The organism is Blautia sp. OF03-15BH (assembly GCF_003463065.1).
Taxonomy (GTDB): domain Bacteria; phylum Bacillota; class Clostridia; order Lachnospirales; family Lachnospiraceae; genus Limivivens.
Map to the genome: position 1 here is coordinate 76126 of NZ_QSCM01000001.1, position 12699 is coordinate 88824.

A 12699-nucleotide genomic window follows, 5' to 3' on the forward strand; every position below is an offset into this window, starting at 1 on the left:
CTCCATGTCATGAAAACATGGGGTCCTATGACACGTTCATCCTATTATATACTAATTTCTGTTTTTTTTCAACGCTTAATCCAGAAACCTTTTCAAAAATGAGAGGAATCTCTTCCTTCCGGTCTTGTGGCATCGATCCGGTCAAAAAGCTCTGCACAGGCAAGTGTTGTGCTGTGCGGGACCACCGGACTTTCTGTCAGCCCGCCACGGATGCAGCGGATCATCTCCGCAATCTCGTAGGTAAAACCGTTCTTTGTCTCTTCATCCCGGAAATGCTCCAGAAGTTCTCCTTTTTCCCCATAGAGAAAAGCCTCCGATGCATAATGGGGATAGGGAAGCTCGATATGTCCTTTGCTTCCATAGATCACCAGACGTTCATCCGTATCAGCCGCAAAGGTCGTCATCAGACTGGCCAGTGTCTCTTCAAATTCCAGTGTCACAAGACTGCTTTCATCCACACCACTCTCACTCCAGACTGCGGAAACTGTCAGATTCTTCAGCTTCTGGCGGAGCAGATACGTTGTGATCTCATAGGCATAGACAGTAATATCTTTCGATGCCCCGCCTCCGAGTTCCGGTGAATAATATCTTCTTTTGGGATCCGGATCCGCCCGGAATCCAATGGTACAGCTGGCAATCTTCGCCTTGCCGATCCGCCCTTCGTCCAGCCATTCGCCGACTTTACATACAGCCGGAAGGAAGCGGCTCCAGAGAGCTTCCATCACAAAGATGCCTTTTTCTTTTGAAACCGCAAAAACTTCTTTTGCCTCCCGGCTGTTTTGAAACATCGCCTTTTCGCAGAGCACCGGAACGCCATATTTCAGGCAAAGCATGGAAAGGCGGTAATGATCGTTCGGTGTCACCGCAATATAAGCCCCGTCCGGTTTTTCCATCCGGAGCATTTCTTCATAATCCCCATAGGCCTTAAGAACACCATTTTTTTCTGCAAAAGCTGCTGCCCGCTCCAGACTCTTGCTGGCTACTGCAGCAACCGCAGCATGTTCCGTAAGGGAAACAGCTTCACAGAATTTTCCGGCGATATTTCCTGCGCCCAGGATCACAAAACGAAATTCTTTCATGGCAGAAACCTCCCTGATCCGTTCTATACTTCCATAATGATCGGAATGATCACCGGTTTTCTCTTGATCTTCTTCCAGAGGAATTCATCCAGGGCATCCCGGATCTCTCCTTTGATCTTGCCCCATTCCCGGTAATTCTTCTTTTCACAGCGTTTCACTGCCTCCAGGGCAACCGTGCGGAGCTCCTGCATAAGTTCCCCGGACTCTCTCACATAGACAAAGCCTCTGGAAATGATATCAGGTCCTGCCAGAAGGCTGTTGGTTCCCTTTTCCAGTGAAAGCGTTACAACAATGATTCCGTTCTCGGAAAGATTCTGACGGTCACGGATCACGATATTTCCCACATCACCAATGCCAAGGCCGTCTACAAAGACTTCTCTGGCTGTAACTTTTCCGGTAACCCTGCCTTCTTCCTCTGAAAGCTCCAGCACGTCTCCGGACTGGATGAGCATGACCCGCTCCTCCGGAATACCAAGATCTTTTGCCAGACCTGCCGCAGCGGCTCTGTGGCGATACTCACCGTGAACAGGGATCGCATAGCGGGGCTTTAAAAGAGAATAAATAAGCTTCAACTCTTCCTGACAGGCATGACCGGATACATGCGTATCCTGAAAGATCACATTGGCTCCTTTTTCTGTCAGCTCATTGATGATCCTGGAAACCGCTTTTTCATTTCCCGGGATCGGATTGGAGCTTAAAATAATCGTATCGTTTGGCTTGATCCGTACTTTTCTGTGCGTACCATCTGCCATACGGGACAGAGCCGCCATTTCCTCACCCTGGCTTCCGGTCGTGATAAATACCAGCTGTTCATCCGGATAGCGGTTCATATCGTTGACGCTGATCAGAGTCTTCTCCGGAATCTTCACGTAGCCAAGATCTGTAGCGATCTCAATGACCGTCTCCATGCTCCGGCCCTGAAGGATCACCTTCCGGCCATATTTATGAGCGGTGTTAATAAGCTGCTGCACACGATCCACATTTGATGCAAAGGTTGCAACAATAATCCTTCTCTTTCTGTGCTCTGCAAAAAGAGTATCAAAAGTCTTGGCAACCTTGGTTTCAGACGGGGTAAAGCCCGGGCGGAGGGCATTGGTGCTGTCACTCAGAACAGCCAGCACTCCTTTTTTACCAATGATGCTCAGGCGCTGCAGATCAATCGGTTCTCCAAAAAGAGGCGTGTAGTCCACTTTAAAGTCACCGGTATGAAGGATTACTCCTGCCGGTGTATAAATAGCCAGTGCTGACGCTCCCGCAATGCTGTGATTCGTCTTGATAAATTCCACACGCATTTCACCAAGCACCACATAACCGCCCTGCTTGACCACTTTCCGTCTGGTCTTACGGATCAGGTTTGCTTCTTTCAGCTTATGTTCGATGAGCCCCATGGTAAGCCGTGTGGCATACACCGGTACATTCAGCTGAGGAAGGATATAAGGAAGGGCTCCGATATGGTCCTCGTGACCATGGGTGATAACGAAGCCTTTGACTTTCTCTTTATTCTTTACCAGGTAGGAAACATCCGGGATTACCTTGTCAATACCCAGCATGTCTCCTTCCGGAAACGCAATTCCGCAGTCTACCACCACAATGGTATCACCGTACTCGATGGCAGTAATATTCATTCCGATCTTGTCCAATCCCCCTAAAGGGATGATTTTTACTGATTTACATTCTTTTTTGTCCGTTTTCAATTTTCATCTCCTGCTGTTTTTTTCGCATACCCCCACGTTCCGGGCATGCTGTTTCGTTATCTTTTTCATTCCGCCCGGTGTCTCAAAAACAGAGACACTCTCTTTTCACCCTTTTTACAGTATAACCATTTTTTTGCAGATAGGCAAGCCCCGCTTTTTTAATTACCGGATTTTTTCCACAGATTTTTTCCACGACAATAGAAAAAAACGCCAGAAACTGGCAGTTTTGCAGGTTTCTGGCGAATATAATACTTATTTGATATCCTCTTGCGGAAACTTCCGTACAACTGAGAAATAGGTAGTGACCAGGATCACATCGGCCAGAACCCAGGCGGCCGGTGAAGCAAAGGCAACACCCAGAAAGCCCAGTTTTCCAACCAGACCAAAGGCCACTGACGCCCGGCCGACCAGTTCAAAAACACCGGCAAACATGGCGATAAAGCTGTAACCCATTGCCTGAAGGCTGTTTCTCAGGATAAAGATCAGGATCAGGAACGGATAGAAGGATGAGATCACCCGCAGGAAAAGCTGGATCTGTCCCATCAGTTCCATTTCTCCGGCATCGATAAACAGCAGTGCGATGTATCTGCCTGCCAGCCAGACCACAGCAAAAGAAAACACGCAGAGACAACCGGAGATCAGACAGGCACAGCGGATCCCCTTCCGGATCCTTCCGTACTCTTTTGCTCCCAGATTCTGGCTGCAGTAGGTTGCCATGGTGGTTCCCATACTCTCAAAAGCACTGGAAAAAATAAAGGAGATCTTGTTTCCTGCAGTCATCGCCGCTACAGAGACAGAACCAAGGCTGTTGACTGCGCTCTGAAGGATCACACCACCCACAGCAGTGATTGAAAACTGCAATGCCATAGGGATTCCCTGTTTCAGAAGTGCCGCCATTTTTTCCAGAGACACCCGGAATTCTTCTTTCCGGATCCGAAGCTCTTCATAATGCCAGAACATATAAAAGAGACAGAGAATTCCGGAGATCCCCTGGGAGGCTACAGTAGCCACTGCCACTCCTGTGGTTCCCATATGAAAAGCAAGAACAAACAGAAGATCCAGAATGATGTTCAGCACCGATGAAAAAAGCAGGACAAACAATGGCGTCCGGCTGTCTCCGATCGCCCGCAGGATCGCTGATGTCGCATTGTAAAGCATGGAAAAGAAGGTGCCTGCCAGGATCCAGATGAGATAATTGTACGAGTCTGAAAAAATCTCCTCCGGCGTTCCTGTCAGTTCCAGGATATCCTTACAGAAATACATGGTCAGCGGCGTCATGATGGCTGAAATGATGATGATCAGATAAAAACCATTCGCCACATAATTTCTCATACCTTCATAATCCTTCGCTCCGAACCGCTGTCCCACCTTAACGCCGAATCCAATGGTGATGCCCATGGCAAAACCAAGGATCAGAAAGTTGATGGAACCGGTCGCCCCGACACCGGCCAGAGCATTGACCCCCACAAATTTTCCCACCACAATGGTATCCACCATACTGTAAAACTGCTGAAACAGGCTGCCGAGAAGCACGGGAATAAAAAATTTCAAGATCAATCCCAGAGGCTTTCCCCGCGTCATATCCTTACTCATTTGTTTTCCTCCTTTTGTCCGATACGTCAGATGTCATGAAAAGTATAACAGGAGTTTTTCCAAAGAGCAACTGTATTTTTGCCTACCAGCGCACCAGCCGGTAATAGGTCCGCGCCGTAAAAAAGTAAACCAGTGCATAAAAAACCAGAAAGATCAGGAACGTCAGAAACACACCGGCCAGAAAGATTTTCTGGTTGCCAAGGTTCAGAAGAAGCAGAATCCTGCTCATCATCGGATAAGCAAAAATCATATGAACACCCGCCGCCAGCACCGGCAGAAGGAAAACCATCCTTACCTGGCTGTTGATGGTCCGGCGCACTTCACTCTTATCCATCCCCACCTTCTGCATGATAACGAAACGGTCATGATCCTCATACCCCTCCGAAACCTGCTTGTAATAAATGATAAGCACGGTGGCCATGAGAAACAGAACGCCCAGAAAAATACCGACAAAGAAAAGGCCGCCGTAAATAGCATAAAAATTCTCCCTGGACGCAGCCGCCCCTTCGACATATGTCTGGCTCCCCCAGTCCTTTTCCGCCAGAAGGGTGGACAGTTCCGCTGTCATTTCCGCCTGTTTCTCACTGCCCCCATCCAGATCCACACCCAGAAAATACTCCCAGGTCCCGTCCGGCACAAATTCCCGGGTCAGTTCCCGAACGGCTGCCTGATCCGGAAAGATCAGATAATAGATGGATCCCATCATGACCCGCTGGGCACTCACGGAATCCAGTCCCGTCACAAGTCCGCGTACCTTCCACTCTTTTCCCTGGATCGTCACACTTCCCTGCAGTTTCTCCTCACTCCTGCCATAAACACTGTCATAAAAGATCTCATCCTGAGCAAGCGTAAGCTGCTGCCCTGTGATCCGGTTGAAATCCTCCAGCGTCAGACAGTAAAGCTCCGTTGCCGTTCCAAAAACGCCCTCCGGGTCATAAGTAAAGCTTTTTCCCTTCTCCTGTGCAAAAAAACTCCGGTAACGATAGTTTTCTTCGTTATTACGGACAGAAACGCCGCATTTTTCCGCCGTTTCCAGGACGAGGTTTTCCAGTTCCTCTATTTCTCCATCTGTCACGTTTCCGGCCGTCACCTGGATGTTTCTGGGAAAGCGTGTACGCATCAGGTCATCCATCCCGAAATAAAGGCAGGCGGTCGTGGAAACTATAAGAAGTACCGCTGTAGACATGATGCAGATACTGGCAAGCCCTGCCGCATTCTGTTTCATCCGGTAGAGCATACCGGAAACACTGGTAAAATGACGGCTTTTATAATAATAATTCCGATTCTTTTTCAGCACCTTCAGCACAAAAATACTTCCTGCTGTGAAAAGACAGTAGGTTCCCGCCACAACCAACAGCACCGCCAGAAAAAAATATGCCATGGCACTCAGAGGTGACTCGATGGTCACTGCCAGATCATACCCGCTTCCCAGAAAAAACAGCCCCAGAAGAGCAAGAAACCAACGGTTTTTCGGTTCCCGCTCTCCTGCCTGAGCGCTTTTTAAAAGTTCTGCAGCTTCCGAATGTGAAATCTGCCGGATGCCATGGACAGCAAGAAGCAGAAAGATCCCCCCGAAAAGAGCACCGGTATTCTCCATGGCTTTTACAGAAAAATCAAACCCCAGGACCATCGGTTCATGAAGGATCCGGCAGAGTAGAAGAAAGACTGCCTTATAAAGAAGGGTTCCCGTCAGGATTCCAAGTGCCAGACCGGCCAGAACCGTGTAAAAAAGCTCCAGGACCAGAAGCAACGCCACATGACGTTTTTCCAGACCCAGGATATGATACAGACCGAATTCTTTCTTCCGGCGCTTCAGAAGAAAGCTGTTCGTATAAAACAAGAAGATCAGAGAAAAAAGACCCACAACCCACCGGCCCATACGGAGGATTTCCACCATAAAGCTGCCGCCGAACATAGAGGCTACCATCTGGCTTTCTGTCAGGGTCCCCATCACATCATAGATTGCTGCCGTCCCCGCCAGCGTCAGGATAAAAGGCAGGCAGGTCTGACGGTTCTTCTTCAGGTTCTCCGCTGCCATTTTAAAGAACATGGTTTTACGCACGGTTCTCACCTCCCTCATTCAGAACGGTCATGGCATCCGAGATTTTCCGATACATCTCCTCCGGAGAACCGGCTCCACGGTAGATCTGATGGAACACTTCCCCGTCCCGGATGAAAAGCACTCTCCCTGCATGAGCTGCCGCCCGGAGGCTGTGTGTCACCATAAGGATGGTCTGACCTCCCTCGTTGACCTTATCAAAAAGTTCCAGAAGCTTTCCGGAGGCACGGGAATCCAGTGCCCCTGTCGGTTCATCTGCCAGAAGGAGCTTTGGATTGGTGATCAGGGCACGGGCTGCCGCCGCCCTCTGCTTTTGTCCTCCAGAAACCTCGTACGGATATTTATCCAGAAGTTCTCCTATCTCCAGTTTTTCTGCCAGAGGCTCCAGCCTGGCTTCCATTTCTTTATAGGGTACCCCGGAAAGGACCAACGGCAGAAAAATATTGTCCCGCAGGGAAAATGTATCCAGCAGGTTGAAATCCTGGAATACAAAACCCAGATTTTTCCGACGGAACGCCGCCAGTTCTTTTTCCCGGATATCTCCCATACGCTGACCGTTCAGGCGGACTTCCCCCGCCGTAGGCCGGTCCAATGCAGCCAGGATATTGAGAAGTGTAGTCTTTCCGGAACCGGATTCTCCCATAATAGCCACATACTCTCCTGCTTCCACACTGAAAGACACCTGTTTCAGTGCTTCTACCTGATTTCCGCCAAAACGGGTGGTATAGATTTTCTTTACATGACTGACTTCAAGAATTGCCATAAGATACCTCTTTTCTCTTTTTCTCTGTACTTTTTTCACACATCAATTCTGTAACTGCCCAGGCACGAAACCGCTACAGGCATACTATAACAAAAGAGGAAAATGTCTGCCATTTCTTTGGCTTACATTTCCCTCTTCTTCCTTACAAAACGGAAAGGTTGCTTTCTTTTCAGTCATATTCCCGTTTTTCCTGCACAAACCTCAGGACAGCCTTCGTTCCCTTCCCCGGGACAGAAGTAATGGTGATCCCATGGCCAAGCTTCTTCAGAACCTTCTGGCACAGATAAAGACCAATACCCGTGGATTTTTTGTCCAGACGGCCATTGTAGCCCGTATATCCCTTCTCGAAGATCCGGGGCAGATCCTCTGCCGTAATGCCGATGCCCGTATCCTCGATAGAAAGGAAGCCGTCTTTACCATAGATCCGGATGGTACCTTTTTTTGTATATTTAAGAGCATTGGACACCAACTGCTCCAACACAAAAACCAGCCATTTTTCATCCGTGACAACTTCCATGCCTGTCTCATGGAAGTCCAAAGCGATCTTTTTCCGGATGAAGGATCTCGCATATTTCCGTACAGCCTGGCGTACACAGCTGTCCACCTTCACAGACCGGATGGCCAGATCCGGATCCGGACTCTCCAGACGGAGATACTGCAGTACCATCTCCACATACTGCTCGATATGAAAAAGTTCCATGGAAAGTTCGCCATTTTCCGGTGTGTCCTCCTCCTGGAGAAGCAGGCTCATAGCGGCGATGGGCGTTTTGATCTGGTGTACCCAGAGTGTATAGTATTCTTCCATATTCCGGAGTCTTTCCGCGGTTTCCGCATCTTTCCGACCCTTCTCCTTCATCAGGGATTCGATGAGTTCCTGATAGACCTCTTCCTTCGGATCTTCACTCTCCGGAAGATCCCGAATGGAAAAATCCTTCCTCTGCTCTCCTGCAAGCTGTCTTAACAGCTTTTGTTTTTTCCGGAATTTTCCAAAACCGGTAAACAGCCAGAGTGCTTCCGCAAAACATACAAGAAGCGCACTGTACCAGACCGCCTCCAGTGGCAGCTGGTAGAGAAAAAGCACTCCGGAACTGATCAGCAGCCCCAGTGCTGCCGCTCCAAGAACCTGCCTCTTTTCCAGAATATATTCTTTCAGCTCAGTCTTCATCCGAAACCAGATACCCCATTCCCTTTTTGGTCACAATAAAGTCTGAAAGACCCGCTTTTTCCAGTTTCTTCCGCAGACGGGTAATGTTCACCGTCAGTGTATTTTCATCCACAAAACTGTCCGTCTCCCAGAGTCTTGTCATGAGTGCTTCCCGGCTTACGGTTTTCCCCTTGTTCTCCAGGAGCATTTTCAAAATTTTGTAGTCGTTTTTCGTAAGATCGATGCGCTGCCCCTGGTAAGTCAGCGTGGCATCCGCAGTGTTCAATACTGCTCCTCTGTGGGCAACCAGTTCCGCATTAGCTGCAAAATCATAGGTTCTGCGGAGGATCGCCTGGATCTTCGCAGCCAGTACACTCCGGTCAAAGGGTTTTGCAATAAAATCATCCCCGCCCATATTCATGGCGATGACGATATTCATGTTGTCAGAAGCAGAAGATAAAAAGACCACCGGCACCCGTGAGATCTTCCGGATCTCCATGCACCAGTAAAACCCGTTGCAGGATGGAAGCGTATTGTCCAGAATCACCAGATGCGGATTGTAGGAAGCGAAGATATCAAGCACCCTGGTAAAATCTTCCACGCAGCAGGCTTCCCAGCCCCAGTCTTCCATCAGTTTCTGAACAGAGCGGGCGATGACCTCATCATCCTCCACAATGAGAATACGATATTTATTTTTCACGGCGAAGATCCTTTATCAATGCATCCACATCCTCTTCTCTGGTAGCCCAGCTGGTGCAGATCCTCACCATACTGTGAGAAGCATCCACCCGCTCCCAGTAGGAAAAGCTGTATTTTCCTGCCAGCCGGCTCAGCTCAGAATCCGTAAACACGGCAAACTGCTGGTTGGTCGTGCTGGCGATAGGCATCGGGATTCCAAGGTCCACCAGAGTTGCCCGGATCTTCATTGCCATGGCGATGGCATGGGCAGAAAGGTCAAAATAGAGGTCGTTTCTCATCAGTTCCTGGAACTGGATCCCCAGAAGCCGTCCTTTTGCCAGCATACCTCCCCGCTGCTTGATCAGATAACGGAAATCTTTTCCGAGAGCCGGGTTTGTGATGACCAGTGCTTCTCCGAAAAGAGCACCCTGTTTGGTTCCGCCCAGCGTAAAAGCATCACAGTGGCGGGCAATAAAAGGAAGCGTCAGGTCATTGTCTCTTGCCATGAGTCCATATCCCATTCTGGCTCCGTCAATGTAGAGATACAGGCCACAGTCCTGGCAGGCACGGTAAAGCTCCTCCAGCCCTTTCTGATGATAGATCGTTCCGATCTCCGTGGGATTGGAGATGTAGACCATGCCCGGCTGTACCATATGCTCATGGGTCGCATCTTCCCAGTGCTTTCTCACAACCTCCCGGATCTGCTCCCCCTTGAGTTTTCCGTTTCTGCAGGGAAGAGCAAGAACTTTATGGCCGGTCGCTTCGATCGCTCCCGTTTCATGACAGTTGATATGACCGGTATCTGCGGAAATGACTCCCTGCCAGGGCTTCAGACAGGCCACGATCACGGTCAGGTTGGTCTGGGTACCACCAACCAGGAAATGAACCTGCGCCTCCGGCATTTCACATTTTTCCAGGATCATTTCTGCCGCCTGACGGCAGTAATCATCCTCTCCATATCCAACGGTCTGTTCCCGGTTGGTCTCTGCCAGTCTTTTTATAATATTCTCATGTGCTCCTTCATTATAATCACAGTTAAAAAAGATCATTTTCTTTTGTTCCTCCTATTAAACATCTGCCTTATACCCTATCACATTTTCATCAGAATTTCCATCCTTCTTTCCTTGCAATTCTTTGCCAGAAACGCTATAATAGCTTCGAAATCAGCTGAAAATGCTGAGTTTTCGCCGTTTTTACGGCAGAATGGAGCCTTATGAAAAATTTCAAACGCATCCGTCAGATCTTTGCCTGGATCGGCATCGTCGTTCTGCTTGGTCTTTATCTTACCAGTCTGGTCCTGGCCTTTTCCGGAAGCCCCATGGCACAGGCGCTCTTCCGCGGTTCCTTTGCGGCAACTGTGGTCTTTCCGATACTGCTCTATGCCATGCAGATCATCTACCGTGTCCTGAGACCCGGTGATCCCACTGATGAGCCGAAAAAAGATCCGAAAAAAAAGAAAGATGAAAAGCACTGAGACTTTTCATCTTTCTTTTCTTTTAAAAGACAAATCCATATTCATCCTGTTTTTCTTCCTGTCCCTGCAGCATGCTGCTGACCATCTGCGGGAGGGAAGCACTCTTTTTATAAGTCAGAAGGACTTTGCCTTCATCCAGACAGGAAATTTTCATCTCCGGCTCTTCAAAAAGGCTTCTGCAAGGACCAACCCCACGCGCAATAGCCGTCGTAAAGGTCAGATACTCGCCTTTTTTCACCCGGCACATCTCCCGCTGGTAATCGGTGATCCGCCCCGGATAGAGACTGTTCAGCGTAGCCTGCAGATAAAAATCTGCCAACAGTTCTTTCCGGTGATTCTTCATCCATTCCAGATCCCCGTTCAGGATCTTTTCACATTCTGCCCTGGTGAGCTTTACGCACTTTTTAAAATAAAGTCCGTTCTGTGTATATTTTTTCTCCAGGAAGATCTGTTTCTCATCCCGGTTCTTCATACAGAGATAATAGCCTGCAACCGCCTTTTGCTGCCCAGCTCCCTGGAATTCCAGTTTTCTCAGATGAAATTTTTCTATCTGTGCGTTACCGCCTGAAAAACCGGCTTGTTTCAGTTCTTCAAAGCGTTCCTCTGTGATGCTGTCTGTCTGTGCATAATAGGTCGTATATATCACTTATGATCCCCCTTTGATGCTGCTTGTCTGTAGCTTCCTCCGGCAGCTTTCTCCACGAAAACTCCCCTTACCGGATACTAAAAGTATATCAGAGAAATGTGAAGATGTCATGTTAAACTTCTAAATTATTTCTAAATTTTAGAGTGCTTTTTTATTATTTTTCGACACATTATACAAACTCCATCCGTCGGGTCCATAGAAAAGCCGCCCCGGAAAATCCCGGAACGGCCTCTGTTTTTGATTATTTATTTCTGTAGATGATGTCCTCACGACCCGGTCCGTTGGAAACCATGGTGATGGGGAAGCCGATCTGCTCTTCCACAAACTCGATGTATTTGCGGCAGTTTTCCGGCAGATCCTCGTATTTTTTGATGCCACGGATATCACATTTCCAGCCCGGCAGTCTGGTCAGTACCGGTTTTGCCTTCTCCAGAGTCGGAGTGGTCGGGAAATCAGTGGTCACTTTACCATCAATCTCATAACCGGTGCAGACAGGAATCTCATCCAGATAACCCAGAACATCCAGAACTGTGAAAGCCACATCTGTGGCTCCCTGCATACGGCAGCCGTACTTGGTAGCCACACAGTCAAGCCATCCCATTCTTCTGGGACGACCGGTGGTAGCACCGAACTCTCCGCCATCTCCGCCTCTCTTACGAAGCTCGTCAGCCTCTTCGCCGAAGATCTCGCTGACAAAAGCACCTGCTCCGACAGCACTGGAGTATGCTTTTACAACGGTAACGATCCGTTTGATCTCATAAGGCGGAAGGCCTGCACCGATGGCGCCGTAAGCAGCCAGAGTGGAGGAAGAAGTTACCATAGGGTAAATTCCGTGATCCGGGTCTTTCAGAGAACCGAGCTGACCCTCAAGAAGGATCTTCTTGCCCTCTTTCAGTGCGTTCCACAGGTATGCAGAGGTATCACATACAAAAGGAGCCACCATATCACGGTATGTATGAAGCTCTTCCATGATATCCTCAACCTTCAGAGCCGGTTTGTGATAGAGGTGTTCCAGAATCACATTTTTCTGCTCCAGAACGCGTGCTACTTTGTCTTTCAGGAACTCGTCATCAAAAAGCTCGCAGACCTGAAAACCGATTTTTGCATATTTATCAGAATAGAAGGGAGCGATTCCGGACTTTGTAGAGCCGAAGGATTTCTTTCCAAGACGCTCTTCCTCACACTCATCGAAGAGAATGTGGTAGGACATTACGATCTGAGCACGGTCAGAAACCAGGATCTTCGGAGCGGGAACGCCTTTATCCTCGATGCTCTTTGCCTCTTTGAAAAGAAGCGGAATATTCAGTGCAACACCATTTCCGATGATGCTTGTGGTGTGATCATAAAAGACGCCTGACGGAAGCGTATGAAGGGCAAATTTTCCATAGTTGTTTACAATGGTATGTCCGGCATTTGCGCCGCCCTGGAATCTTACGATAATGTCGGCATCTTCAGCCAGCATATCCGTAATCTTACCCTTTCCTTCATCTCCCCAGTTTGCTCCTACAACAGCGGTAATCATATTCATTCCTCCTATAGAAATGCGTTTTTATTTACTTTCATTCGATG

At 48.6% G+C, this 12699-nt stretch carries 11 protein-coding genes; 1 reads left to right on the forward strand and 10 read right to left on the reverse strand.

Translation table 11 applies throughout. The annotated features are described in order from the left end of the window. Positions 1-92 precede the first annotated feature (92 nt). From DXA57_RS00430 to DXA57_RS00465, 8 genes are all read right to left on the reverse strand, one after another. Positions 93-1079, reverse strand: a complete 987-nt coding sequence (locus DXA57_RS00430; protein WP_117763964.1) for a Gfo/Idh/MocA family protein — start codon at positions 1077-1079, stop codon at positions 93-95. A 23-nt stretch (positions 1080-1102) separates the two neighbouring features. Continuing rightward, entirely contained in the window at positions 1103-2704 is a 1602-nt protein-coding gene (locus DXA57_RS00435) for a ribonuclease J (RefSeq protein ID WP_117764380.1), read from the reverse strand. A gap of 321 nt (positions 2705-3025) precedes the next feature. Continuing rightward, positions 3026-4366: an MATE family efflux transporter gene (locus DXA57_RS00440; protein ID WP_117763965.1), complete on the reverse strand. Its 1341-nt coding sequence runs from the start codon at positions 4364-4366 to the stop codon at positions 3026-3028. 82 nt (positions 4367-4448) lie between these two features. Next, positions 4449-6428 (reverse strand): ABC transporter permease, encoded by a 1980-nt coding sequence (locus DXA57_RS00445; protein WP_158571198.1) that lies wholly within the window; start codon positions 6426-6428, stop codon positions 4449-4451. Continuing rightward, positions 6421-7188: an ABC transporter ATP-binding protein gene (locus tag DXA57_RS00450; RefSeq protein ID WP_117763967.1), complete on the reverse strand. Its 768-nt coding sequence runs from the start codon at positions 7186-7188 to the stop codon at positions 6421-6423. Before DXA57_RS00450 ends, DXA57_RS00445 begins: the two co-directional genes overlap by 8 nt. Before the next feature lie 169 nt (positions 7189-7357). After that, complete coding sequence (locus DXA57_RS00455) at positions 7358-8353, reverse strand: sensor histidine kinase (RefSeq protein WP_117763968.1); 996 nt, start codon at positions 8351-8353, stop codon at positions 7358-7360. Then, on the reverse strand, positions 8343-9032 hold the full coding sequence (locus DXA57_RS00460) for a response regulator transcription factor (RefSeq protein ID WP_278309121.1): 690 nt from the start codon (positions 9030-9032) through the stop codon (positions 8343-8345). The genes DXA57_RS00455 and DXA57_RS00460 overlap by 11 nt, the downstream gene beginning before the upstream one ends. Continuing rightward, entirely contained in the window at positions 9022-10059 is a 1038-nt protein-coding gene (locus DXA57_RS00465) for a threonine aldolase family protein (RefSeq protein ID WP_117763969.1), read from the reverse strand. The genes DXA57_RS00460 and DXA57_RS00465 overlap by 11 nt, the downstream gene beginning before the upstream one ends. Before the next feature lie 164 nt (positions 10060-10223). On the opposite strand from DXA57_RS00465, the gene DXA57_RS00470 reads away from it, so the two are divergent. Beyond that, complete coding sequence (locus tag DXA57_RS00470) at positions 10224-10484, forward strand: hypothetical protein (RefSeq protein WP_117763970.1); 261 nt, start codon at positions 10224-10226, stop codon at positions 10482-10484. 22 nt (positions 10485-10506) lie between these two features. Here the strand turns inward: DXA57_RS00470 and DXA57_RS00475 are convergent, their stop codons facing one another. After that, positions 10507-11130: a VTC domain-containing protein gene (locus DXA57_RS00475; RefSeq protein WP_117763971.1), complete on the reverse strand. Its 624-nt coding sequence runs from the start codon at positions 11128-11130 to the stop codon at positions 10507-10509. A gap of 241 nt (positions 11131-11371) precedes the next feature. Further along, positions 11372-12652: an adenylosuccinate synthase gene (locus DXA57_RS00480; RefSeq protein WP_117763972.1), complete on the reverse strand. Its 1281-nt coding sequence runs from the start codon at positions 12650-12652 to the stop codon at positions 11372-11374. Positions 12653-12699 lie beyond the last annotated feature (47 nt).

What these genes read in the sequence shown, in the direction of transcription:
- DXA57_RS00430 (WP_117763964.1), bottom strand. Translation starts at nt 1,079, where the DNA reads ATGAAAGAATTTCGTTTTGTGATCCTGGGCGCAGGAAATATCGCCGGA.
- DXA57_RS00435 (WP_117764380.1), bottom strand. Translation starts at nt 2,704, where the DNA reads ATGAATATTACTGCCATCGAGTACGGTGATACCATTGTGGTGGTAGAC.
- DXA57_RS00440 (WP_117763965.1), bottom strand. Translation starts at nt 4,366, where the DNA reads ATGAGTAAGGATATGACGCGGGGAAAGCCTCTGGGATTGATCTTGAAA.
- DXA57_RS00450 (WP_117763967.1), bottom strand. Translation starts at nt 7,188, where the DNA reads ATGGCAATTCTTGAAGTCAGTCATGTAAAGAAAATCTATACCACCCGT.
- DXA57_RS00455 (WP_117763968.1), bottom strand. Translation starts at nt 8,353, where the DNA reads ATGAAGACTGAGCTGAAAGAATATATTCTGGAAAAGAGGCAGGTTCTT.
- DXA57_RS00465 (WP_117763969.1), bottom strand. Translation starts at nt 10,059, where the DNA reads ATGATCTTTTTTAACTGTGATTATAATGAAGGAGCACATGAGAATATT.
- DXA57_RS00470 (WP_117763970.1), top strand. Translation starts at nt 10,224, where the DNA reads ATGAAAAATTTCAAACGCATCCGTCAGATCTTTGCCTGGATCGGCATC.
- DXA57_RS00480 (WP_117763972.1), bottom strand. Translation starts at nt 12,652, where the DNA reads ATGATTACCGCTGTTGTAGGAGCAAACTGGGGAGATGAAGGAAAGGGT.